General features: G+C 73.0%; 20 protein-coding genes. 6 read left to right on the plus strand and 14 right to left on the minus strand.

The features are described 5' to 3' along the window. Nucleotides 1-9: 9 nt before the first annotated feature. Nucleotides 10-1,086, minus strand: a complete 1,077-nt coding sequence (locus tag ACH4J0_RS05785; protein ID WP_396236582.1) for an aldose epimerase family protein — start codon at nucleotides 1,084-1,086, stop codon at nucleotides 10-12. A gap of 219 nt (nucleotides 1,087-1,305) precedes the next feature. Beyond that, the gene (locus ACH4J0_RS05790; RefSeq protein WP_396236584.1) at nucleotides 1,306-4,305 is read right to left on the minus strand and encodes an ATP-binding protein; all 3,000 of its coding nucleotides are present in this window, start codon (nucleotides 4,303-4,305) and stop codon (nucleotides 1,306-1,308) included. A 337-nt stretch (nucleotides 4,306-4,642) separates the two neighbouring features. On the opposite strand from ACH4J0_RS05790, the gene ACH4J0_RS05795 reads away from it, so the two are divergent. The 3 genes from ACH4J0_RS05795 to ACH4J0_RS05805 all read left to right on the plus strand — a co-directional run bounded on the left by ACH4J0_RS05795 (nucleotide 4,643) and on the right by ACH4J0_RS05805 (nucleotide 7,963). After that, nucleotides 4,643-5,590, plus strand: coding sequence for a terpene cyclase (locus tag ACH4J0_RS05795; RefSeq protein ID WP_396236586.1), 948 nt, complete (start codon nucleotides 4,643-4,645; stop codon nucleotides 5,588-5,590). Nucleotides 5,591-5,862: 272 nt separating this feature from the next. Then, nucleotides 5,863-7,386 carry an aldehyde dehydrogenase family protein gene (locus ACH4J0_RS05800; RefSeq protein ID WP_396236588.1) on the plus strand — a complete coding sequence of 508 codons (1,524 nt, stop codon included), beginning with the start codon at nucleotides 5,863-5,865 and terminating at the stop codon, nucleotides 7,384-7,386. Nucleotides 7,387-7,639: 253 nt separating this feature from the next. Continuing rightward, nucleotides 7,640-7,963: a nuclear transport factor 2 family protein gene (locus ACH4J0_RS05805; protein WP_396236590.1), complete on the plus strand. Its 324-nt coding sequence runs from the start codon at nucleotides 7,640-7,642 to the stop codon at nucleotides 7,961-7,963. 18 nt (nucleotides 7,964-7,981) lie between these two features. Here the strand turns inward: ACH4J0_RS05805 and ACH4J0_RS05810 are convergent, their stop codons facing one another. Further along, nucleotides 7,982-9,202, minus strand: a complete 1,221-nt coding sequence (locus ACH4J0_RS05810; RefSeq protein ID WP_396237451.1) for a serine hydrolase domain-containing protein — start codon at nucleotides 9,200-9,202, stop codon at nucleotides 7,982-7,984. A gap of 85 nt (nucleotides 9,203-9,287) precedes the next feature. On the opposite strand from ACH4J0_RS05810, the gene ACH4J0_RS05815 reads away from it, so the two are divergent. From ACH4J0_RS05815 to ACH4J0_RS05825, 3 genes are all read left to right on the plus strand, one after another. Then, nucleotides 9,288-9,806 carry an NUDIX hydrolase gene (locus ACH4J0_RS05815; protein ID WP_396236592.1) on the plus strand — a complete coding sequence of 173 codons (519 nt, stop codon included), beginning with the start codon at nucleotides 9,288-9,290 and terminating at the stop codon, nucleotides 9,804-9,806. Between the two features lie 254 nt (nucleotides 9,807-10,060). Beyond that, nucleotides 10,061-10,936, plus strand: a complete 876-nt coding sequence (locus tag ACH4J0_RS05820; RefSeq protein ID WP_396236594.1) for a TetR/AcrR family transcriptional regulator — start codon at nucleotides 10,061-10,063, stop codon at nucleotides 10,934-10,936. 139 nt (nucleotides 10,937-11,075) lie between these two features. After that, on the plus strand, nucleotides 11,076-12,914 hold the full coding sequence (locus ACH4J0_RS05825; RefSeq protein ID WP_396236596.1) for a hypothetical protein: 1,839 nt from the start codon (nucleotides 11,076-11,078) through the stop codon (nucleotides 12,912-12,914). A 70-nt stretch (nucleotides 12,915-12,984) separates the two neighbouring features. On the opposite strand, the gene ACH4J0_RS05830 is transcribed toward ACH4J0_RS05825, so the two are convergent. From ACH4J0_RS05830 to ACH4J0_RS05880, 11 genes are all read right to left on the minus strand, one after another. Further along, entirely contained in the window at nucleotides 12,985-14,031 is a 1,047-nt protein-coding gene (locus ACH4J0_RS05830) for a TetR/AcrR family transcriptional regulator C-terminal domain-containing protein (protein ID WP_396236598.1), read from the minus strand. Between the two features lie 120 nt (nucleotides 14,032-14,151). Beyond that, entirely contained in the window at nucleotides 14,152-14,862 is a 711-nt protein-coding gene (locus ACH4J0_RS05835; RefSeq protein WP_396236600.1) for a spermidine synthase, read from the minus strand. A 161-nt stretch (nucleotides 14,863-15,023) separates the two neighbouring features. Beyond that, nucleotides 15,024-16,073 (minus strand): YeiH family protein, encoded by a 1,050-nt coding sequence (locus ACH4J0_RS05840; protein WP_396237453.1) that lies wholly within the window; start codon nucleotides 16,071-16,073, stop codon nucleotides 15,024-15,026. Between the two features lie 14 nt (nucleotides 16,074-16,087). Beyond that, nucleotides 16,088-16,669, minus strand: a complete 582-nt coding sequence (locus ACH4J0_RS05845) for a cysteine dioxygenase (RefSeq protein ID WP_396236602.1) — start codon at nucleotides 16,667-16,669, stop codon at nucleotides 16,088-16,090. Nucleotides 16,670-16,767: 98 nt separating this feature from the next. After that, nucleotides 16,768-17,673: a LysR family transcriptional regulator gene (locus ACH4J0_RS05850; protein ID WP_033348451.1), complete on the minus strand. Its 906-nt coding sequence runs from the start codon at nucleotides 17,671-17,673 to the stop codon at nucleotides 16,768-16,770. 177 nt (nucleotides 17,674-17,850) lie between these two features. Continuing rightward, nucleotides 17,851-18,717 (minus strand): amino acid ABC transporter permease, encoded by an 867-nt coding sequence (locus ACH4J0_RS05855; RefSeq protein ID WP_396236604.1) that lies wholly within the window; start codon nucleotides 18,715-18,717, stop codon nucleotides 17,851-17,853. After that, a complete protein-coding gene (locus tag ACH4J0_RS05860; protein WP_396236606.1) occupies nucleotides 18,714-19,358 on the minus strand; it encodes an amino acid ABC transporter permease in 645 nt (214 codons plus the stop codon). The genes ACH4J0_RS05855 and ACH4J0_RS05860 overlap by 4 nt, the downstream gene beginning before the upstream one ends. A 12-nt stretch (nucleotides 19,359-19,370) precedes the next feature. Next, nucleotides 19,371-20,294, minus strand: coding sequence for a glutamate ABC transporter substrate-binding protein (locus ACH4J0_RS05865; protein WP_396236608.1), 924 nt, complete (start codon nucleotides 20,292-20,294; stop codon nucleotides 19,371-19,373). Between the two features lie 9 nt (nucleotides 20,295-20,303). Beyond that, entirely contained in the window at nucleotides 20,304-21,032 is a 729-nt protein-coding gene (locus ACH4J0_RS05870; protein ID WP_396237455.1) for an amino acid ABC transporter ATP-binding protein, read from the minus strand. A gap of 47 nt (nucleotides 21,033-21,079) precedes the next feature. Continuing rightward, on the minus strand, nucleotides 21,080-21,325 hold the full coding sequence (locus tag ACH4J0_RS05875; RefSeq protein WP_396236610.1) for a LapA family protein: 246 nt from the start codon (nucleotides 21,323-21,325) through the stop codon (nucleotides 21,080-21,082). Between the two features lie 187 nt (nucleotides 21,326-21,512). Further along, nucleotides 21,513-23,285: an ABC transporter ATP-binding protein gene (locus ACH4J0_RS05880; RefSeq protein ID WP_396236612.1), complete on the minus strand. Its 1,773-nt coding sequence runs from the start codon at nucleotides 23,283-23,285 to the stop codon at nucleotides 21,513-21,515. Between the last annotated feature and the right edge of the window lie 3 nt (nucleotides 23,286-23,288).

Below are 23,288 nucleotides of genomic sequence, written 5' to 3' on the forward strand. Positions count from 1 at the left end.
GAAGCTCGGCTAGTTCACGCCCAGGCGCAGCACGGTGGTCGAGCGGAACTCCTCCCCCGGCCGCAGCTCGGTGCTCGGGAAGGCCGGGTGGTGCGGGGAGTCCGGGAAGTGCTGGGTCTCCAGTGCGATGCCGGCGAACGGCCCGTACGGCACCCCGCTCTCACCGGTGACCGCGCCCTGGAACTTGTTCGCCGTGTAGACCTGGACGCCCGGCTCAGTGGTCAGCACCTCCAGGGTCCGGCCGCTGACCGGGTCCTCCAGCAGCGCCGCCCGGGCCGGGGCGCCGTCCGCCGGGCGGGCGCGCAGCACCCAGTTGTGGTCGTACCCGCCCGGGCCGGCCAGCTGCGGGTGGTCGTCGTGCACCGACTTGCCGACCGGGGTGGCCACGGTGAAGTCGAAGGGCGTTCCGGCCACCGGCTCGGTCCGCCCGTACGGGATCTGCCGCTCGTCGGCCGGGGTGTACTCGTCGGCGTCCAGGGTGAGCAGGTGGCCCAGGACGTCGCCGCTGCCCTCACCCGCGAGGTTGAAGTACGCGTGGTTGGTCAGGTTGACGACGGTAGGCTTGCTGGTGACGGCCCGGTAGGCGATCACCAGCTCGCCGCCCGTGCCCGGGGCGTACGACAGGGTGTAGGAGACGGTGACGTCCAGCGCGCCGGGGAAGCCCTGGTCGCCGTCCGGGCTGTGCAGCCGCAGCAGCACCCCGCCCTCGACCGGCTCGGCCGCCCAGATCCGCTGGGCGAAGCCGTCCGGCCCGCCGTGGATGGTCATCCCGCCGCCGGTCGGGGCCAGCGGGTGCTCCTGGCCGTCGAGGGTGACGCTGGAGCCGTCGATCCGGTTGGCGTACCGGCCCACCACCGTGCCGTAGTGCCGCGCCGGACCCAGGATCTGCGCCAACTCATCCGTGGACAAGAGCAGTTGGGCGGTACGACCGGCCCGGTCCGGCGCGCTGAGGGTGTGCAGGGTGGCGCCGAGGCTCAGCACGCTCGCCTCGTACGGGCCGGCCGTCAGTGTCCAGCGCTGGATCGCCGCGCCCGCACCCGAGGGGTCGAGGGGTTCGCGGCGCACCGTGGTGGCCTCGCTCGCCATGGCCTGCTCCTCACTGGCGGCGGCAGCACGCCGCCTCCGCCCGGTCCCGGTCCGTCCAGGGGCGTCGCGGCGGCCCCGTGGTGTTCCGTCAGCCTAGCGAGGGCGGCGGCGCGCGAAGGCGCTCCCACGCCTCCGCGCGCCGCCCGAAGGCCAGCGGCCGTCGGGCCCCTCACGGCCGCCGCCACCGGCCGCTGTCGAACGCCACCTTGTCGCGCGCCGCTACTCCCCCGTCTCCTCGCCCTGCCGCTGCTGCAGTCCCAGCGCCGAGGCCAGGCCGTCCGGCCCGGTGCCCGCCTTGCGGTAGACCGCCGCCAACCGCCGGTTGACCAGGCTCAGGTGCACCCCGAGCTGCTCGGCGATCCGCTGCGGCGGCACACCCTTGACCGCCAGGTTGGCGACCTCCCGCTCCGGCCCGCTGAGCGCCTCCAGCGTCTCCTGGAAGTCGTGCAGCCCCAGCCGGTTGGGCCGCAGCCCGTAGTTGGCCAGCTCCCGCCGGGCCCGGTCGACCAGCTTCTCCGCCGAGCAGTGCTGGGCCAGCTCGATGCCCTGGTACAGGTGCTCCTGGGCGTCCTCCAGCCGTCCGACCCGGCGCAGCGCGGCACCGAGTTCGACCAGCGCGACGGCGTGCTCGTACCCGGCCGGGGACTGCCCGAGGTGTTCCACGGCCTGCTCCAGCAGTTCCACCGCCTGCTGGCCGTCCTCGATCTCCGCCTGCAGCCGCAGCGCGCTGCCGATCGCCGAGGCGGTGCCGAAGTCGCGGGCGTCCCGGACGGCCTTCTGGGCGTACTCGCGGGCGCGCTCGGGCTCGTCGGCCGCGATCGCGACGGCGAGGTGCCCGGCCCACGGCGCCCAGACGGTGTTGCGCCAGCCGCGGACCTCCAGCTGGGCCCCGGCCTCGGTGAGCGCGGCGGCCGCTCCGGCGTGCCGGTTCTTGGCGACCAGCAGCTTGCCGTACAGCGAGGCGGCGTCCGGCAGCACCATGGCGGTCGCGTGGTACGGCGGGTGGAAGCCGAACTGGTTGGCCTCCTCCCAGGCCTCCTCGACCCGGCCGCGGGCGATCAGGGTGTCCACCAGCACGCCCACGGCGTCCCAGGCCAACGGGAGCTTGGCCCCGATCCGCTCGGAGATGCGGTAGGCCCGGCGCAGGAAGTCCTCGGCCTCGGCGAGCAGTCCGCGGCGGAACCGGGCCAGTCCCATCAGGAAGTAGGCGAAGCCCCGGTGGGCGCCGCTCCAACCGGCCACCTCGAACTGGATGATGGCGTCCGCCGCCAGCCGCTCGGCCTGGGCGATGCGGTCGTTGTAGATGTACGTCAGGCAGAGCATCGAGGGCAGTTCGAAGCCCCAGGTGGTGTCGGTCCAGCCGAGGCCCTTGGGCAGCCGGCCGCCGTCCAGGACCTCGTCGGCGAGGGCCAGTGCCTTGGCGGAGGAACTCCCGCTCAGGGTCAGGTCCCAGGCGCGCATCGCTAGCACGGCCCGGTCCGCGGCCTCCCGGCCGGTCAGGTTCTCACAGAGCTCGGCGAGGCGGGCGGAGCGGCCGGGGCCGTCCTCCTCGGACTTGCGGAAGGCGTGCCACATGAACGAGGCCGCCTGGAGCCGTTGGCGCCGGACCGGGTCGGTGGTCTGCTCGGCCTCCTCCTGGCAGACCAGGGCGGCCTGGTCCAGCTCACCGCTGTGGGCGAGCACCTCGGAGAGCCGGAAGGTGGCGTCCACCCGCAGGTCGGGGCGCAGCGGCCCCTCGTCGGGGTCGAGGGCCAGCCGGAGCTGGTTGACGGTGGCGCTGGGGTCGGTGAGCAGTGCGGAGCAGCCGAGCTCGTACAGCACCTCGGCCTTGATGTCGTCGGCGGGCGGCTCGTTGAGCGCGCGGTGCAGGCAGCGCTGGGCGGCTTCGGGGGCGCCGATCAGCTGGTGTTCGACGGCGGCGCGGCGCAGCTTCTTGACGATCCGGTCGTCGCCCTCGCCGGAGTGGGTCTCGACCAGGTGGCGGGAGGCGGCGAGCAGGCCGAGCCCGGCGTTCTCGATCTCGACGGCGGCGATGCCGTGCATGCCGAGGCGGGTGGCCTCCGGCATGGTCTTGTAGATGGAGCTGGCGATCAGCGGGTGGACGAACTCGAGGTTCCCGTTGGGGGCCTGGGTGAGCACGCGCTGCTTGCGCAGTTGCTTGATGGACTCTCGCGCGCCCTCGGTGCTCTGGGTGGAGATCCGGGTGACGAGGTCGACCCGGATGTCGGTGCCCAGCATGGCGCAGGCCCAGGCGAAGCGCAGGGTGGCGGGGCCTAGCCGGTCCAGCCAGCTCTTGAGGGTCATCCCGGTGGCGTCGACGGCGAGTTCGCGCAGCTGGCGGGAGTTCTCCTCGACCGGTTCGAGTTCCTGGTCGCGGACCTGGTCGAGCAGGGCGACGGCCTCGAAGGGGTTCCCGTTGACGACGTTCCAGAACTCGTAGCAGAAGGCGTCCTCGACCTTGTCGCCGAGTTCCGCGCGGATCATGTCGGTGACGGAGCTCAGGGTGAGCCGGCTGAGCTCGTGCTTGCGACTGGCGAGGTTAAGGACGCCCCGGCGCAGGTCCTGGGTGCCGGGGGGCCAGTCGTTCTCGTCCTCGCGGAAGGCGAAGACCAGCAGTACGGGCAGTTCGGCGGACCGGACCGCGAACTTGGCGAGCCAGGAGAGGGACTCGGCGTCCGCCCAGTGCAGGTCGTCGACGATCATCACCATCGGCGCGCGGCGCGGCGCGAGCTGGGTGAGGACGTAGTCGAGGCCGTCGCGCACGCCCTGGGGGTCGAGCCGGCGGGCGCCGGCCTTGGGCTGCTTGAGGCCCATGGCCGGTCCGACGACCTCCTCCCAGGTGCCCATGACCTGGCGGAACTCGTCGGCCTCCAGCTTGGTCAGGACGGGCTGGAGGAGCTGGCGCAGGACGTGGTACGGCTCCTTGAACTGCTGCTCGCCGCCGCGCGCGAACAGCACGGTGGCGCCCTGGCGTAGGCTGGCGATCCGTCGGACCTCCTGCAGCAGACTGGTTTTGCCGATGCCGGGGCGGCCGGAGAAGGCGAGCAGTTCGCCGATCTCGGTGCCGCCGGCGGCGAAGTCGCGGCAGAGGCGGTCGACGGCGGCCTCGACGGAGCGCAGTTCGGCGTCGCGGTCGCGCAGCCGGACGCGGGGTGACGCTCCGCCGTCGCCCCCGCCGGAACCGGTTCCCGTCCGAAGTTCGTTGCCCTGTTCGGTCACCGTCGCGCCTCCGCCTCACCCGCTCGCGGCACGGCTCCGCCGCCGCGCGGGAGGGAGCCGGTCCGTCACTGTTCGTGGAGCCGAGATTAGCGGTGTGTACGGCTCACCGTGCGACATTCGTGCAGGCTGGGGCGGACGGTGAGGGTTCGGACGGCTTGCCAAGGGCAATTGCCCTATATCCCTAACGTCCGATCATTGCATCAGATACCCTACGGCCGCGAGGCGCGGATGATCTTGCGTAAGCCACCCTCACCCGCCGCGCCCCGTCGCGTCAACTCCCCCACGAGAAGTGCTCGAACCACAAGCGCCCCCACCCTTACGCTGCACCGGGAGTCCGATGTCTGACGACACCTCACTTCAGATCCCGTTCCCGTACCGCCGCAGTCCGCACGGCTCGTACGCCACCACGCTGCACCGGGACTGGCTGATCCGCCACCCGCTGCTCCCCGACGCCGACCACCCCGGCTACGCGCACTGGGAGGTGGTCGACCTCGCCGCGCTCGGCTACCCGGACGCCGGACCGGACGAACTCGCCCTGGCCGCCGATCTGATGGGCTTCTACTTCCTCTTCGACGACCAGTTCGACGGTCCGCTCGGCCGCCGTCCCACCGAGGTCGCCCCGATCTGCGAGCGCCTGATCGCCGTCCTGCACGGCGCCCGGCCCGACCAGCGCTCCCCGGTCGAGACCGCCTTCGCGGACCTGTGGAGCCGCAGCGTGCACGGCATGCCGGCCCGCTGGCAGGCCAGGGCCGCCTACAACTGGGAGTACTACTTCGCCAGTCACCCGGCCGAGGCGGCGGGCCGGATCTCCACCCGGCCACCGGACCGGGACGGCTACCTGGAGCTCAGACGGGGCACCGCGGCGATGGAGACCATCTTCGACATGGTCGAACGGATCGGCCTGTTCGAGGTCCCCGCATCCGTGCTGCACCATCCGGTGCTGCGTCAGATCCGGCAACTGGCTGCCGACATACCGTCCCTCAGCAACGACGTGCGGTCCTTCCCGCTCGAAGCCCCGCGCGGCGACGTCAACAACCTGGTGATGATCGTCCAGCGCGAGCGCCACTGCTCGACCGAGGAGGCCTGCTCCGCGGTCATGGCGGAGGCTCAGCTGATGGTCGAGCGCTGCGCCGAGCTGCACGGGCAACTGCCGGACGTTTATCGAGGGTTGGGCCTGTCCCGGATCGAACGCACGATCGCCGGGCGCTACGCCGACGGCCTGCTCACCTGGCTGGCCGGCTACCTGAGCTGGGAAGCCCGCACCGGCCGGTACCACGCGGTCTGAACGGCGCCGGACCTCGAACGCCGTAGCGCCACCGGGCACGGCCGTGCGAGAACGGCCGGAACGCGGACCCTCCGTACAGGACCGGCGTACGGACCGTAGCCGCACCGCGTGCCCGGCGGCTATCGTGCTCGTCGGCGGGCGCCCCGGCGGGGCGCCGCCCGACTGCGTGTCCGTACCCTCCCGCCGGACCGCCCCCTGACCGGGCGGCCCGGCGCGCCGCCCCCGGTCCGATCGGCGCCGGGGGCGCCCGACGTCGCGAGGAGACACAGAGCATGACGGTCTACCAGCCCCCCGGCGCGCCCGGCAGCATCGTCGCCTACCGTTCCCGGTACGACCACTGGATCGGCGGTGGATGGGCACCCCCGGTGCGCGGCGAGTACTTCGGCGACCCGACGCCGGTCACCGGCGAGGTGTTCACCGAGGTCGCCCGCGGCACCGCCGAGGACATCGAGGCCGCCCTGGACGCGGCGCACGCCGCCGCCCCGGCCTGGGGCCGCACCTCCGCCGCCGAGCGGGCGCAGGTCCTGCTGCGGATCGCCGACCGGATGGAGGCCAATCTGGAGCAGCTGGCCGTCGCGGAGAGCTGGGAGAACGGCAAGCCGGTGCGCGAGACGCTGGCCGCCGACCTCCCGCTCGCCGTCGATCACCTGCGCTACTTCGCAGGCGCGCTGCGGGCCCAGGAGGGCAGCCTCTCCCAGCTGGACGAGGACACCGTGGCGTACCACTTCCACGAGCCGCTGGGCGTGGTCGGCCAGATCATCCCGTGGAACTTCCCGATCCTGATGGCGATCTGGAAGCTCGCCCCGGCGCTCGCGGCCGGCAACGCGGTGGTGCTCAAGCCCGCCGAGCAGACCCCGGCCTCGGTGCTGCTGCTGGCCGAGCTGACCGCCGACCTGGTGCCGCCGGGCGTACTCAACATCGTCACCGGCTTCGGCGAGGAGGCCGGCGCCCCGCTGGCCGCCAGCAAGCGGGTCCGCAAGCTCGCCTTCACCGGCGAGACCGGCACCGGCCGGCTGATCGCCCGCGCCGCCGCCGACAACCTGATCCCGGCGACCCTCGAACTCGGCGGCAAGAGCCCCAACCTGTTCTTCGCGGACGTCGCCGCGGCCGACGACGCGTTCTACGACAAGGCCGTCGAGGGCTTCGCGATGTTCGCCCTCAACCAGGGCGAGGTCTGCACCTGCCCCAGCCGCGCGCTGATCGAGTCCTCGGTCTACGAGCGGTTGCTGGGCGACGGGCTGGCCCGGGTGCGCGCGATGCGCCAGGGGAACCCGCTGGACACCGGGACCCAGGTCGGCGCGCAGGCCAGCGCCGAACAGCTGAAGAAGATCCTCTCCTACTTCGAGATCGGCCAGGCCGAGGGCGCAAAGGTCCTGGTCGGCGGCGAGCGCGCCGACCTCGGCGGCTCGCTGGCCGGCGGGTACTACGTGACGCCGACGGTCTTCGAGGACGTCAACAGCATGCGGGTCTTCCAGGAGGAGATCTTCGGACCGGTCGTCTCGGTCACCCGCTTCGACGGCTTCGACGAGGCGGTCGCACTCGCCAACGACACCCAGTACGGGCTCGGCGCGGGCGTCTGGACCCGCAACATCAACACCGCCCACCGGGCCGGGCGCGCCATCCAGGCCGGCCGGGTCTGGACGAACTGCTACCACGCCTACCCGGCGCACGCGGCGTTCGGCGGCTACAAGAACTCCGGCATCGGGCGGGAGAACCACAAGGCGCTGCTGGAGCACTACCAGCAGACCAAGAACCTGCTGGTCAGCTACTCCCCCGACGCGGCCGGCTTCTTCTAGGCCGGCTCTTCCGGCCTCGCCGGTGGACCCCGGACAGAAGTGGAGCGGGAGACCTCGTCCGGTCTCCCGCTCCATCGCCACTCCCCGCGGCGGGCCTTCGGGGCATATCCCCTGTTACGGGAATTTCGCCTGATTCGCGATCCAAGCACATGAATCGGCTGATTTTCCCGACGCGCCGCCGACATGCCCGGACGGCCCCCGCGAACGCCGTAGACAGGACTCCCCGTTCCTTATCCCTTCCAGGGAGTCCGGTATGACCATCGCCCCAGCCAAGCTCACCGACCCCGCCGTACGCGCCTTCGTCACCGCGGTCAACGCGGGCGACCGCGAAGCCTTCTTCCACGTGCTCACCCCGGACGCGACGATGTCCGACGACGGCTCCGACCGCGACCTGGACCAGTGGGTCGACCGGGAGATCTTCGGGCCGAACGGCCGGATGGACGTCCAGACCGAGTCCTCCGGCGGCCACGCGCTGGTGGCCAACTTCACCAACGAGACCTGGGGCGAGATGCGCACCGCCTGGCGGTTCACCGTCGACGGCGGGAAGATCAGCCGCTTCGAGACCGGCCAGGCGTGACCCGGTACCCGGCCGGCCTCAGGACAGCCCCAGGCAGCCCCGAACCGCGCGGATCAGGTTGCGCGAGCGCACGTCCCCGGTGACGCCCGGCTGCATGCCGTTGGTGACGTACCCGAAGCCGAGCCCGAGCTCCGGGTCGGCGAAGCCCAGCGAGCCGCCCCGGCCCGGGTGACCGAAGCTCGCCGGGGAGGTCATCGGCGCGGTCGGGCCGTGGCGCCAGAAGCCCAGGCCGAAGGTCGAGTTGACGACCAGCACCCGATCCGGGCCGTTCACCACCGGTCCGACCGCCCGGGCCAGCACCTCCGGGCCCAGCAGCGGCGGCAGCAGCTCGCCGGAGCCGTCCGGGCGGTCGGCCGCGCCGATCAGCGCCGCGTAGAACCGGGCCACCGAGCGGGCGGTCCCGATGCCACCCGCGCCCGGGATCTCGGCGGCCTGCACCGCCGGGTCGTTCATGTTCACTCCGGGCAGCACCGAGGCGAAGGCCCGGGCGGTCAGCGAGGTCGGGTCCTGGTAGGCGTCCCGGACGGACTGCTTGGGCCGCAGCCGCAGCCCGCTCGGGCCGGTCCGAGCCGCCTCCGGGGCGGGCAGGTCGACCAGCTTGCCGACCCGGGGCGCGGCGCCGGCCGGCAGACCGATCCACAGGTCCAGCCCGAGCGGCCGGGCGATCTCCTCGGCGAAGTACTGGCCGACCGTGCGGCCGCTCACCCGGCGCACCACCTCGCCGACCAGCCAGCCGAAGGTGTACGGGTGGTAGCCGTGCGCCGTCCCCGGCTCCCAGGCGGGCGTCTGCGCGGCCACCGCGGCCACCGCCCGCTCCCAGGTCAGCACGTCCTCCAGGCGCAGCGGCACGTCCAGCGCCGGCACCCCGGCCTGGTGCGACAGAAGCCAGCGCACCGGCACCGCGCCCTTGCCGGCCGCCGCGAACTCCGGCCAGTACGAGGCCGCCGGCGCGTCCAGGTCGAGCAGGCCGCGCTCGACCAGGAGCAGCGCGGTGGCCGCGGTCAGACCCTTGGTGACCGAGCGCAGCACCTGGACGGTGTCCGCCGTCCACGGCACCGCGGGTGCGGGCCGCCCGCCGACCTCGGGCCGGGCGTCCCCGCCCCACAGGTCGACCACCTTGCGCCCGCGCAGGTACAGCGCGAACGCCGCGCCCAGTTCTCCGTATTCGGCGAAGTTCCGCGCGAAGGCCTCCCGTACGGGCTCGAACCCCTCGGCCGTTTCGCCCCAGATGTCCACCACCACGCGCCGTCCTCAGGTCGTTCGTCGCCGCCCAATTGATCGATCCCGCGTTCGAAGCGGGCCCCGAAACCCTAACCTGTCGCTCATGACCAACCCCGCCGAAGAGCTGCTGGACATCGTCGACGACAACGACCGGGTGATCGGGACCGCGCTGCGCGGGGAGGTGTACCGGCAGGGGCTGACCCACCGCTGCGTCTTCGTCATGGTCCGCGATCCGGCCGGCCGGATCTTCGTCCACCGCCGCACCGACACCAAGCTGTTCGCCCCCGGCGCGTACGACATGTGGGTCGGCGGCGTGGTCGGCTCCGGCGAGACCTACGCCGAGGCCGCGGTCCGCGAGGCCGAGGAGGAGCTCGGGGTGCACGGCATCGCCCCGCGCCCGATCTTCAAGTTCCTGTTCCGGGAGCCCGACGGCGGAAAGCTCTCCTGGTGGTGCGACATGTACGAGGCGGAGTGGGACGGCCCGGTCTCCCCGCAGGAGTCCGAGGTCGCCTGGCACGCCTGGCTCACCCCGGCCGAACTGTCCGAGCGCCTCGCCCGCGACACCTTCGTCCCGGACGGCCTGGAGGCCTACCGCCGCTACCTGGAGCGCCGGCAGGGTTAGTCATGCGGTAGCCAACCCGCGCATATCAGGCTGACCGCGCGTCGCCGCCACCACACGCACCCAAGCGGGCTCCCACCAGCCGCCATCGCTTCACCATCGCACCCCGCCCCCATCGAGGGTGCGACCAACCATGCACCACTTGACAAAACGCCCTACATATCAGGGCCGTGCGGCCCGTCCTGGGGCTCGCGGCGTCGCGATCGCCAGGCCGGGCCGCATGGGCCCGCGGGCGGGCGCCGGATAGGCTGGCGCGCATGGCCTCCCGTACGCCGTCGCCGACGGCCGACCGCGCAGCACGGACCGCCGCCGCCCCCGACCGGGGCGCCCCGGGTGAGCGGCCGCGCCGGCGGCTGAGCGTGGACGAGCGGCGCGAGCAGCTGATCGCCGTGGCGCTGGAGCTGTTCAGCCGGCGCCCGCCGGAGGAGGTGTCGATCGACGACATCGCCGCCGCCGCGGGCGCCTCCCGGCCGCTGGTGTACCACTACTTCCCGGGCAAGCAGGCGCTGTACGAGGCGTCGCTGCGGCGCGCCGGGCGGGAACTCTCGGCCCGGTTCGAGGAGCCGATGGAGGGGCCGCTGTCGGAGCGGTTGTACCGGGTGATGGGCCGCTACCTGGACTTCGTGCAGAGCCACGGGCCGGGCTTCGCCGCGCTGCTGCGGGGCGGTTCGGTGGCGGCCAGCGCGGGCACCTCGGCGGTGATCGACGAGGTGCGCCGGGCCGCGCACGACCAGATCCTCAGCCACCTGGCGATCCCCGCGCCGAGCCCCGGGCTGCGGCTGACCGTCCGGGCGTGGATCGCGAACGCCGAGATCACCTCGCTGGAGTGGCTGGCCGAGCGGTCCGTTCCGCTGAAGGAGCTCCAGCTGCACCTGGTGCAGGAGTTCGTCGCCTCGCTCACCCTGACCGCCGCCCGGGAGCCCGCGCTCGCCGCCGAGCTGGCCTCCTTCTTCGCCGACGAGCGGCCCGACGGGCCGACCGGTCGGCTGGTCCAGGACCTCGCCGGGCTGTTCGCCGTGCCCGGCATCCTCGACGCGGTCACCGCGCTGGCCGCCGGAACGCAGGCCCGCGAACCGGTGGGCGACTCGTCCGCGCAGGCCATGGAGGGTTCCGACGGGGCACCAGCGGAGTGATCATCGGGTGATCCTGCGGTTCGGCGACGACGGTGGGCTCTGATAGGAATGGGCGGGGACTTGACGGCGCGCCGCCCGGGCGGGCCCGGTCCGACCCGAACCACCGACGGCAGACGGAGCAGAGCGGGGGGCTCACCAGTTGACCCAGGACGTCCAGTTCAGCGCGGAGGCCAACCCCTTCGCGGCGGCCGAGCAGGTCTGCGCGACCCTCGGCACCCTCACCGACGCCCTCTTCGACGAGCACACCTCGCGCCACCCGGCGGCCGTGCTGAGCGCCGTGAAGTCGGCTGAACACCCCGCCGCCGAGGCGCTGTTCGGTCTGCCGCTGGCCCCCAACGGGCCGGTGCACGAGGCCCTCGACCGGTTCGGCACGGTGATCACCGCCGGCACCGCCCGGCCGGGCACCGGCGCGCGGATCGCCGACCGGGTGACGGCCGCACTGCACCACCGCTACGGTGGCGGAGCGGTGCGCGGCGCCATCGCCGACCGGGGCACCACCTCGGCCGCGCTGTTCCAGCTGCCGGTCACCGGCGAGTTCGCCGACGCCAAGCTGCGCCCGCCGTTCGCCCCGGCGCTGGCCGCGCTGGCGGCCGGGCGGCAGACCCGGCAGCCGGTCGAACTCGCCACCGGCGCGGGCACCGAGGTCCGGCTGGTCGTCCCGCCGGGCTTCCACCCGCTGACCTCCCCCGGCGGGCCCGCCGGGGCCTCCGCCCGTACGGTGCCCCCGCTTCCGGGCGGCGGCGACGGGACCGCGGACGCCGACGGGGCCGACCGGGCCACCATGGCGGCGGCCGCCGAGCTGACCGGACACCTGGCCGAGGTCGCCGAGGAGTTGTTCAGCGCCACCGGCCCGGAGCCGCGCCGCGACTTCGCGGTGATCTCGGCGACGCTGACCGACCTGGTCCAGGACGCGGGCGTCCGCTACGCGGGCGTGTGCGCGCTGGAGGTCGACGGGCGCCCCTCCGAGGCCACGCTGGTCATCTCGCTCGCACGCCACCCGCTGCCGATCACCGCGTTCGCCACCGAGCTGGCCACCGTACGGCGGCACGCCGAGGTCTGGACGGTGCTGCTGCCGGCCGGTCCGGCCGCCGTCCTGGTCGAGGGTCGGACCGTCCCGGTGCCCGGGCCGCTGGCCGCCGACGGACAGCGCCGCTGGGTGGTCACCTCGGTCGTCCAGGCCTTCGTGCCGCTGCCGGACGGCGGAACGGTGCTCTGTGCCCAGCTGTCCACCGCCCGGCCGGAGGACTGGGAGCTGTACACGGAGGCGTTCGCGGAGCTGCTGAAGAGCGTCCAGTTCGGCTGGGACGGCGTGCCGCTCACGGCGGTCGCCCCCGTGCCGACGGCCGCGCCGGTGCCGGTGCCGCCTCCCGCTGCTCCTGCCGCCGCGCCGGTGCCGACGGAATCGGAGGGGCCGGAGGGGCCGGAGGAGAAGCCGGTGCACCTGCGCGGCACACCGGTGCGCATCCCGCCCGCGGACTTCAACCCCTTCGCGCCCGTCGCGCAGGAGGAGGCCGCGGCGGACGCCGCCGCCGGCGCGGAGCGGGCCGAACGCAAGGGCACGCCGGTCATGATCCCGCCACCGGACTTCGACCCCTTCGGCATCGCGGGCACGGTCCCGACCACGGAAGGACCCGCTGCGCCGACGGCGGGCGCCGGCACGGCGGCTCCCGACCCGTTCGGGACGACGGTCGCGGCCGAGGAGAAGCCCGACCCGTTCGGCACCACCGTCGCCTCCCAGGGCCCGGCCGTCCCGCCGCCGCCTTCGGCCCCGCCGCTGATCCCAGCCCCGGCCGCCCCGGCGGCCGCAGCGGCGGGGAACGCGGAGGAGCCGGCCAAGCGCAAGGGCACGCCGGTCATGATCCCGCCGCCGGACTTCGACCCCTTCGGCATCGGGGGCGTGGCCCCCACTGCGGACGAGCCGGAAGCGGAGGCCACGACCGAGGCCGACGCGGAGCCGGAGCACCGCCCGTTCGGCTGACGAACAGCAGGCGCGCCGCCGGAAAACGGATGACGACTAACAGATTTCAGATTTCGTTCGCTGAAATCTGTTAGTCGTCATCTGTCATCTGTTCGTCGTCGGCCGTCACTCGCCGCCGGCCCTGCGCCTCGATCAGCGCCCCCAAGCCGTCCAGCATCCGCGCCAGCCCGAACTCGAACAGCGCGTCGAGGCCGAGGTCGAGCTCCGGCCCCCGGTTCAGCGCGTCGAACATCGGAAAGCGCTCCGGGTCCGCCATCAGCCGGTCGTGGTCCTCGTCGTCCAGCCGCTCCATCCACTCGTCCGCGGACATCCCGCTGTCCTGCTCGGCCTGCGCCTCCCGCTCGAAGTGGACGGCCAACCCGCAGGTGAAGGCCGCCAGACTGACCGAGGCCTGGGCCATCTCCTCCCAGCTGAGCCCCAGCCCCGCCAGGGCGGCAATCGCCCGCTCGGTGTGCAGCGCCGCGTCGGGCGCCAGCACCGGCCGGGTGAAGGACATCGTGGACGCCAGCCACGGGTGGCGCCGGTAGATCCGCCACTGCAACCGCGAGACCTCCTCCAGTCCCGCCCGCCAGTCCGGTGCCGGCGCCCCCGGGAACGGCTGCTCACCGAAGGCCTTGCCCATCATCAGCCGCAACAGCTCGTCCTTGCCCGGCACATGGCGGTAGAGCGACATGGTGGCGACCCCCAGCTCGGTCGCGACCCGGCGCATCGACAGCGCCGCCAGACCCTCGGTGTCGGCCACCCGCACCGCGGCCTCGACGATCCGCTCCCGGCCGAGTTCCCGCTCCCCGCCCTTCACCCGCCGCACGCCCGCCGCACCGGGCGTCGCAGCCGGACGGGCCTGCGCGGAAGCCACCGCAGCCGACCGGGCCGCCGCCACCACCGTCCCCACCCCCGGGACGGCCCGCACCAGCCCCTCCTCCCGAAGCCGGTTCAGCACCTTGGTCGCGGTGGCCATCGCCACGCCCCAGTCCCGCATGATCCGCCGGGTGGAGGGCACCCGGGCCCCCGGCTTCAACTCCCCCGCCGCGATCCGGCGTCGGAGTTCGGCCGCGATCCGCTCCGAAGGCGTCCCGCCGTCCACCACAACCACCACCGCCCGCTCGACCAGCCGCACTAGTGCACCGCAGGCGGCCACGCTAGCAGTCGCTCACCCGCTGCGGAGGAAGTCCGACCAGCGCGGGCCGCCGCCCCGTTGACGGCCTTCGTCACCAACAGGAACGTGCGGCATCCGGATTCAGCCGGAGCGCCGTGCCAGGTGCACCACGTCCGGCACGCCCCTGCTCACCGGGACCTCCCGGCTGACCACGTCCGCGAAACCCGCGGCCCGCAGCGCCTCCTCGAAGTCCCGCGACGGCTGCGCGCTCCACACCGCCAGCACCCCGCCGGGCCGCAGCCGGTGCCACAGCACCGCGAGCCCGTCCGCCCCGTAGAGCCCGGAGTTGGAGTCGGTGACGGTCCAGTCCGGCCCGTTGTCGATGTCCAGGCACAGCGCGTCGTAGCGCTCGCCGCCCGACCCGGCCAGGTACTCCAGCAGATCGGTGTGGATCACCGCGACCCGCTCGTCGTCCAGCGCACCGCCGGAGAAGCCGCCCAGCGGGCCGCTGCGGTGCCAGTCGATGATCGCGCTCTCCCGCTCGACGACGGCGATCCGCCCCCAGCGCGGCTCGGCCACCGCGTACGCCAGCGAGAAGCCGACCCCGAGCCCGCCGATCAGCACGGACGGCGCGGCCACGCCCGTGCCGGTCCGGTCCAGCTCGTCCAGCGCCGCCTGGATCAGCAGCCGCTCCGAACGCCCGTCGGCGGTGTCCATCAGGAAGCACCCGTTGGCGATGATCTCGTAGTGCCGTCCGCGCTGCCGCAACACCACCTCGCCGAACGGTCCCTGCCGCCGGTCGAGCGTGACGACGGCCTCGTGGCCGTCCCGTTGGGGCGGTGCGGTGGTCATGCGTCCTCCTCGACGGACTCGGCAACGGAATCGTCCCGGTGCGGGCGGTCACCCGCCCGACAATAACCGAGTCCGCACGCGCCAGGCCCGTGAAAATCGACCGGCCCCACGGACAGGGCCGGGCCCCCGAGGGGGACCCGGCCCGAACGCGTGCCGCCCCGTCAGGTAGTGATCAGCACGCCCGCGTACGACACACCGGCGACGACCACCCACGAACCGAGCCCCAGCAGTGCGATCCGCCCGCCGGTCCGCGCCATGGTCGGCAGGTGCACCGCGCTGCCCAGCCCGAACAGGGCGGCGGCGAGCAGCAGTTCCTGCGCGTCCCCGGCCAGGGTGAGCGCCCCCTCGGGCAGCACCCCGGTGGTGCGCAGCACGATCATCGCCAGGAACCCGGCCACGAACAGGGGCACGATCGGCGGCCGGCCGCCACTCCTGGCCGCACCGTCCGCCGCGGCCCCGCGCGCGTTGCGCCGCGCCACCACGGCGACGCCCGCGACCAGCGGCGCCAGCAGCACCACGCGCATCAGCTTGACCAGCACGGCCTCACGCAGGGCGCCCGCCCCGCCGGTCTGCGCGGTGGCGACCACCTGCCCGACGTCGTGCACGCTCGCCCCGACCCAGCGCCCGAACTCGATCTCGCCGAGCCCCAGCGGGTGTTGCAGCAGCGGCAGTACGGCGATCGCCAGCGTCCCGCACAGGGTGACCAGCGCGACCGAGGAGGCGACGTCCTCCTCCTCGCTGCCGGCCGCCTGGCTGACCGCGCCGATCGCCGAGGCCCCGCAGATCGAGTAGCCGGTGGCGACCAGCAGCGGCTGGTCCCCGGGCAGTCCGAGCCGCCGGCCCAGCCAGAGCGTGCCGGCGAAGGTGGCGGCGACCACGGTGAGCACCATGGCGACGGTGGCCCAGCCGAGCCCGAGCACGTCGTCCAGGCTGAGCTTGAGCCCGAGCAGCACGATGCCGAGCCGCATCAGCCGCTTCCCGGCCGTCGACAGTCCCGGCCGGGCGACCCCGCGGACCACCGGGCGCAGCCCGGGCAGGTGGGCCGCCGCCATGCCGAGGACGACGGCGGCGGTGAGCTTGGGCACGGCCGGGACGGCCGCGTGGACGGCGATCGCGGCGGCCACCCCGACCGCGGCGAGCAGCAGTCCGGGGGCGTCCCCGCCGAGCGGGGGGAGTGAGCGGGTGCGGGCGGCCCGCTCCCGGAGGGTCAGTGCCACGCCGCCGCTCACCGCTCCTGGTCGGCGGGGAGCCGGTAGACCCGCCGGATGCTGGTGCCCAGCCGCGAGACGTCCGCGCCGTACACGTGGATGGAGATGGCGGTGGTGCCGCAGGCGTTGCGCACCAGGTGGATGTCGCCGGGCGGGGCGAAGGCGGCGACCGTCCCGGCCGGGCCCGCCACGTGCTCGGTCTCGACCAGCCGGGAGCTGCACCCGTCCGAGACCAGCCGGTAGCGGGTCTCGCTCTCCTGGCCCTGGTGGACCCCGGCCACGCACCAGGAGACGTGGTCGTGGATCGGGGTGTGCTGTCCGGGCAGCCAGACCAGGGCGACGACGGAGAAGCTGCCGTCCGCCTCGGCGTGCAGGACGTGCTGGCGGTAGCGCTGCGGGTCGCCCTCGCGCTGGGCGGGGGTGAGCAGGGCGTCGGGCCCGTCGGGGGCGGTGAGCAGGTGCGGGGCGAGGCGTTCGCCGACCAGGTACGCGGTGAGTTCGGGTGGCAGTCCGCGGTCCACGACGGCGCGGATCTCGCTGACCAGCGCGGTCATCCGCTCGGTGAGCCGGTCGCTGCCGACCGTGGCTGAGGGTGTCATACCAGCAGGTTCGGACCTACCGACCTATCACGTCCAACGAGGGTTCCTAAGCATCGCCCCTACTGGAGCTTATGGATCAGTTGTGGCTCACGCGTCGCTCAGCACCCGACCCGGCTCGCCGCCGCTTGCCGCAGGTGGTCCAGCACCAACGCGGTCGCCGGGATCCGCCGGTGCTCGCGCAGCACGTACGCGCTCACCTGCCGCCGCAGGTGCGGCTCGACGGCCCGCCCGGTGACCTTGCGGTGGCACATGAAGGAGAGCACCAGCGCGGGCATCAGCGCTATGCCGACCCCGGCGGCGACCAGACTCTGCACCGCGAGGTTGTCGTCGGTGGAGAACACGATGTCCGGCGCGAAGCCCTCCTCCGCGCAGACGTGCAGCAGGTTGGCCCGGCACCGCGGGCAGCCGGCGATCCAACGCTCGCCGTCGAGGTCGGCCAGCCGGACGGCGTGCCGGCGGCCGAGCGGGTGCCCGACCGGCAGCAGCACGGTGAGCAGGTCCTCCATCAGCGGGATCTCGTCCAGCCCGTCCGGCACCTCGGTGGCCTGGCCCGGGTAGCGGAAGGCCAGCGCGATGTCGCACTCGCCGCGCAGCAGCCGCTGGACGGAGTCCGGCGGCTCGGCCTCCAGCAGCTCGACCCGGACGCCGGGGTGCTCGGCGAGCAGCCGGGCCATCGCCTCCGGTATCAGGGTCGCGTTGGCGCTGGGGAAGGCGCAGACCCGGACCCGTCCGGCGCGCAGCCGGGCGAGTGCGGCGAGCTGCTGCTGGGCGGCGGAGAGGCTGCCGAGGATCAGTTCGGCGTGCCGGGAGAGCGCCTCGCCCGCCTCGGTGAGCCGCAGCCCGCGCCCGGCCCGGGTGAACAGCGGGACTCCGACGGTGCGTTCGAGGGCCTTCATCTGCTGGGTGATGGCCGGCTGGGTGTAGCCGAGCTCCCGGGCCGCCGCCGAGTAGGAACCGGCCCGGACGACCTCGTGGAACGTCCTGATGTGCCGCGAGTCGAACACCGGCTCCATGGCCCCTCCACCCGGTCGTCTGTCGCCTGCCCTCGCAATCATAAGAGGAATTTGGAGGTGCAGGCTCCGACCACACCCGCACCTATGGTTCTGCCTCGAACCAGCCTTCCCACACCGGAGGGGCCGACGACGCGAACCACCGCCCGCGGGCCCGTCACCCCGCACTCGCTACTGCACCGACGGCGGCAGCCCCATCGCCACTCCGGCCTTGGCCACCGGCGCCCCGCCCCGCACGCTCGGGCTCCGGCGGCTGCGCCGCTCGACCCAGCGGGCCAGCCAGGACAGCAGCAGACACATCCCGATGTAGATCGGCGCGATCACCATCACCACCGGGATGAACGGCAGGTCGTAGTCCAGGTTGGTGGCGATCAGCTTGCCCGCGTGCAGGAACTCCTCGAAGGTGATCAGGAATCCCAGCGAGGTGTCCTTGAGGGCGACCACCAGCTGGCTGATGATGACCGGCAGCATGGCCCGGTTGGCCTGCGGCACCAGCACGTACGTCATCACCTGGGTCTTGCGCATGCCCAGCGCGTACGCCGCCTCCCGCTGCCCCTTGGGCACCGCCAGCACACCGGCCCGGAAGACCTCGGCCAGCACCGAGCCGTTGTAGAGCACCAGCCCGGCCACCAGCGCCCACAGCGGCTGTACCTTGAGGGCGACGAAGATGAAGAAGATCATCACCAGCAGCGGCATGGCCCGGAAGAACTCCACCACCAGCGTGGCGAACCAGCGCACCACCCGGTGATCGGACAGGCGCCCGGCCGCGAACAGAGCGCCGAACGGCAGCGCGAACAGCACCGTCCAGCCGAAGGCCCGGAGGGTGTTGCCCAGGCCGCGCAACAACAGGTCCTGCACGCCCCGGTACGTGAAGGGCTCCCACTTGGCGTAGGTGAACTGCTGGGTGTGGAACAGCATGTAGACGACCCAGCCGATCAGCGCCGCGATCAGCAGCAGCGCGATCCCGCCGTAGAGCCGGTGCCGGGCCAGCGCCTTCGGGCCGGGGATGTCGTACAGCGCCGAGGATTCAACGGTCATCGGGACACCGCCACTCGTCGTTCCAGCAGGTTGAAGACGGCGCTGATGGCCAGGGTGATGATCAGGTAGCCGACGGCGATCCAGAAGAAGGTCCAGATGATGCTGTAACCCAGTTCGTTGATGGTCCGGTAGGTGCCCAGCAGCTCGGTGACGCTGAACGAGCCGGCGATCGCCGTGTTCTTCGCCAGCGCGATCATCACACTGCCGATCGGGGCCACCACCGAGCGGTACGCCTGCGGCATCACCACCAGGTTCATCGTCTGCCCGAAGCTCATGCCCAGGCTGCGGGCCGCCTCGCCCTGCCCGGACGGCACGGTGTTGATGCCCGAGCGCATCGACTCGCAGACGAAGGCCGAGGTGTAGCAGCCGAGGGCGAGCACGGCGAAGGTGTAGAAGGGCAGGGTGATGTCGAACCGGGGCAGGCCCAGCACCACGATGAAGAACAGCAGGGTCAGCGGCGTGTTGCGCAGCACCGTCACCCACACCGTTCCGAACACCCGCAGCGGCCGGACCGGCGAGACCCGGAAGCCCGCGATCAGCACGCCCAGCACCAACGACAGCACGGCACTCACCGCGAAGAGCGAGAGCGTGCCGAGGAAGCCCTCCCAGTAGATCGACCAGTTGTCGGTCAGCGTTTTCACGGCGCGGCCCTCTCAGTACCGGTCGATCGCGGGCGGGGTCGGAGCGGGTTCCCCGGACAGGCCGAGGGTCGCCTCGAAGGCCTTCTTCCAGTCACCGTTCTGCTCGTGGTGCTCCAGTGCGTCGTTCAGCGCCGCGCGCAGCACGGTGTCGTTCTTCGGCGTGCCGATCCCGTACGGCTCGGTCGAGAACAGCGGCCCCACCACCTTGAGCTCGTCCGGCACCTTGGCCGCGTAGCCCAGCAGGATCGCGTTGTCCGTGGTGACGGCGTCGACCTGGCCGGTGATCAGGTTGTCCACGCACGCCGAGTAGGTGTCGTAGCCGATCAGGTGCGCCTTGGGGTACTGCGACTGGATGCGCTGGTACGGGGTCGAACCGGACGCCGAGCAGACCTTCTTGCCGTCCAGGTCCTGCGGCCCGTGGATGCTGTCGTCGTTCCTGCGCACCAGCAGCGACTGCCCGGCGATGAAGTACGGCCCGGCGAAGCCGACCAGCTTCTTGCGGTTGTCATTGATGGTGTAGGTGCCGACGTAGTAGTCCACCTGACCGTTCTGCAGCGCGGTCTCGCGGTTGGCCGAGGCGATGGTCTTGAACTGGATCCTGTCCGGCGGGAAGCCGAGCGAGGCGCCGACCATCTTCGCGATCTCGATGTCGAAGCCGGAGTACTCACCGGTGGCCGGGTTCTTCTGGCCCAGGTACGGCTGGTCCTCCTTGGCGCCGACCACCAGGTGGCCCCGGCTGCGGGCGGCGTCCAGGGTCGGCGAGCCGGTGATCGAGGAGGCGTCCTGCACCTGGTAGCTGGGCAGCGCACTGGGCTGGGGGCCCTTGGGCGGCGGGGTGCCGGGCTTGCCGCAGCCGGCCACCAGTACGGCGAGCAGCAGGACGGCGGCGGTCAGGCGGCCGCACGCCCGCGCGGCCGGTGTCGTCGTACGGTTCACGGCGCCGCCTCAGTGCTTGAGGATCTTGGACAGGAAGTCCCGGGCGCGCTCGCTCTCGGGGGCGCCGAAGAAGTCCTCCGGGGCGCGGTCCTCGACGATCCGGCCGTCGGCCATGAACACCACCCGGTTCGCGGACGCCCGGGCGAAGCCCATCTCGTGGGTGACCACGACCATCGTCATGCCCTCGCTCGCGAGCTGGCGCATGACGTCCAGCACCTCGTTGATCATCTCGGGGTCGAGCGCCGAGGTCGGCTCGTCGAACAGCAGCGCCTTGGGGTCCATCGCCAGCGCGCGGGCGATCGCGACGCGCTGCTGCTGGCCGCCGGAGAGCTGGGCCGGGTACTTGTCCGCGTGCGCCGAGAGGCCGACCCGCTCCAGCAGCGAGCGGGACTTGGCGTCCGCCTCCGCCTTGCCGCGGCCCCGGACCTTGATCTGGGCAAGCGAGACGTTCTGCAGCACGGTCTTGTGCGCGAACAGGTTGAAGGACTGGAACACCATGCCGACCTCGGCGCGCAGCCTGGCCAGCCCCTTGCCCTCCTCGGGCAGCGGTTGGCCGTCGATCAGGATGGTGCCGCGCTCGATGGGTTCCAGCCGGTTGATCGCACGGCAGAGCGTGGACTTGCCGGAGCCGGACGGGCCGATCACCACGACGACCTCGCCCCGGCCGACCGTCAGCTCGATGTCCTGCAGTACGTGCAGGTCACCGAAGTGCTTGTTGACCCCGTGCATCTCGATCAGTGGGGTGAAGGCCGAGGAGCCGGTCGGAACCGGTTCGGGAACGGTGCTCACCGGGCGCGTCGTCCCTTCAGCATCCAGCCCGGCACGCCGCCGGCGAGCAGCGTCGCCAGCAGAGCGATCCAGAGCGACGCGGTCACGGTGAAAACCCAGAACTGGATCCGGACCTCGTCGAGGTTGGCGAAGAGGAACCACACCGCGAGGATGACGATGACGCCGATCCCGATGTACCGCGCGGGGATCCCGCCGATCTCGCTGCGCCGGGGGCGGGACGAGCCGTCTGAAATCTTGGTCACCGGAGCAGTCTGCTGGCCGGGCCGGTGGTTTGCCCTGTTACGCGCCCTTCCGGACCATGGAGTAACCCGCACGGGGTAATCCGGCCCCGCAGAGGTTTCGAACCGCCGTTACACTGCCGCGCCGCGCCCGGGCCTGGCCCTGGACCGCCCCCGGGCGGGAGTCCGGGGCAGTCCGGGCACGCGCGCCCTACCGTTCGTCCCGCCAGGAGCGCCAGAGCGCGGCGTACGGGCCGCCGGCCGCGACCAGTTCCGGGTGGCTGCCGTACTCGCTGATCCGCCCGCCCTCGACCACCGCGATCACGTCCGCGTCGTGCGCGGTGTGCAGCCGGTGGGCGATGGCGATGACCGTCCGGCCCTCCAGCACCCGGGACAGCGAGCGCTCCAGGTGCCGGGCAGCCCGCGGGTCCAGCAGCGAGGTGGCCTCGTCCAGCACCAGGGTGTGGGGGTCGGCCAGCACCAGCCGGGCCAGGGCGAGTTGCTGGGCCTGCGACGGGGTCAGCGAGGTGCCGCCGGAGCCGACCTCGGTGTCCAGCCCCTCGGGGAGGGCGTCCACCCAGGCCCCGGCGTCCACCGCGTCCAGCGCGGCCCGCAGTTCGGTGTCGTCCGCCTCGGGCGCGGCCAGCCGCAGGTTGTCCCGCAGGGTGCCGACGAACACGTGGTGCTCCTGGTTGACCAGGGCGACCTGCGACCGCACCCGCTCGGCCGGCATCCGGGACAGCGCCGCTCCGCCGAGGGTGACGCTGCCGCGGCCCGGCGCGTAGATCCCGGCCAGCAGCCGCCCGAGGGTGGACTTGCCCGCCCCGGACGGGCCGACCAGCGCGACCCGGCTGCCCGGGGCGACGTCCAGACTGATCCCGTGCAACACGTCCGCGCCCTCGCGGTAGCCGAAACGGACGTCCCTGGCCTCGACCCGGCGGCCCTCCGGACTCGCCGTCTCGTCCCCCTCGTGCTCCGGCACCTCGTGCACACCGACCAGCCGGGCCAGCGAGGCCTGCCCGATCTGCAGCTCGTCGTACCAGCGCAGGATCAGGTCCACCGGGCCGATCAGCATCTGGGCGTACAGCACGCCCGTGGTCAACTGGCCCACGGTGAGCCAGCCCCTGAGGGTGAGCAGCCCGCCGACCACCAGGGTCGCCAGCACCGCCGAGGCGTAGACCGCCTCGATGGTCGGGAACCAGACCGAACGCAGCCACAGGGTGTAGCGCTCCCAGGCCAGCCACTCGCGAAGCTTGCGGTCCGTCAGCCGGATCCGCTGCTCGCCCAGGCGCAGCGTCTCGACCGTCCGCCCGGCGTCCACCGTCTCGGCCAGCACGTTGCTCACGGCCGCGTACCCTGCCGACTCGTTGCGGTAGGACTGCGGGGCGCGCCGGAAGTACCAGCGCGAACTGGCCAGCAGCAGCGGCAGCCCGACCAGCGAGGTCAGCGCGAGCAGCGGCGAGGTGACCAGCAGGGCTCCGATCACCAGCAGCAACGACACGATGGCGACGGCGAGTTCGGGCACCGCCTCGCGCACCGACTTGTCCAGCCGGTCGATGTCGGTGGTCCCCCGGGAGACCAGGTCCCCGGTGCCGGCCCGCTCCAGCACGCCGGTCGGCAGCGCGACCGAGCGGACCAGGAAGTCCTCGCGCAGGTCGGCCAGCACCCGCTCGCCGAGCACGGCCCCGCGCATCCGCGACCAGCCGGTGAACGCGGACTGCACGACGAGCGCCAGCAGGTACCAGCCGACCGCCACCGCGATGGTGGCCTCGGCGGTGCCGGTGGCCAGCGACTCGACCAGGCTGCCGAGCACCCAGGGGCCGACCAGCCCGGCCAGGGTGGCCACCGAGTGCAGCGACACCACGGCGGCGAACCCGCCCCGGTGCCTCCGCGCCAGCAGCCCGAGGTAGCGGCGGACGGCGACCGGGGAGCCGACCGGCAGGGTGGTGGCCGGCCCCTGCTCCTCGTGGACGGGGGGCTTCATGAC

The sequence above is a fragment of the Kitasatospora sp. NPDC017646 genome (genome assembly GCF_044329365.1).
Lineage (GTDB): Bacteria > Actinomycetota > Actinomycetes > Streptomycetales > Streptomycetaceae > Kitasatospora.

Excerpts from the sequence above, each read along its gene's own strand:
- ACH4J0_RS05785 (WP_396236582.1), bottom strand. The coding sequence starts at position 1,086 with ATGGCGAGCGAGGCCACCACGGTGCGCCGCGAACCCCTCGACCCCTCG.
- ACH4J0_RS05795 (WP_396236586.1), top strand. The coding sequence starts at position 4,643 with ATGTCTGACGACACCTCACTTCAGATCCCGTTCCCGTACCGCCGCAGT.
- ACH4J0_RS05800 (WP_396236588.1), top strand. The coding sequence starts at position 5,863 with ATGACGGTCTACCAGCCCCCCGGCGCGCCCGGCAGCATCGTCGCCTAC.
- ACH4J0_RS05805 (WP_396236590.1), top strand. The coding sequence starts at position 7,640 with ATGACCATCGCCCCAGCCAAGCTCACCGACCCCGCCGTACGCGCCTTC.
- ACH4J0_RS05815 (WP_396236592.1), top strand. The coding sequence starts at position 9,288 with ATGACCAACCCCGCCGAAGAGCTGCTGGACATCGTCGACGACAACGAC.
- ACH4J0_RS05820 (WP_396236594.1), top strand. The coding sequence starts at position 10,061 with ATGGCCTCCCGTACGCCGTCGCCGACGGCCGACCGCGCAGCACGGACC.
- ACH4J0_RS05835 (WP_396236600.1), bottom strand. The coding sequence starts at position 14,862 with ATGACCACCGCACCGCCCCAACGGGACGGCCACGAGGCCGTCGTCACG.
- ACH4J0_RS05845 (WP_396236602.1), bottom strand. The coding sequence starts at position 16,669 with ATGACACCCTCAGCCACGGTCGGCAGCGACCGGCTCACCGAGCGGATG.
- ACH4J0_RS05855 (WP_396236604.1), bottom strand. The coding sequence starts at position 18,717 with ATGACCGTTGAATCCTCGGCGCTGTACGACATCCCCGGCCCGAAGGCG.
- ACH4J0_RS05880 (WP_396236612.1), bottom strand. The coding sequence starts at position 23,285 with ATGAAGCCCCCCGTCCACGAGGAGCAGGGGCCGGCCACCACCCTGCCG.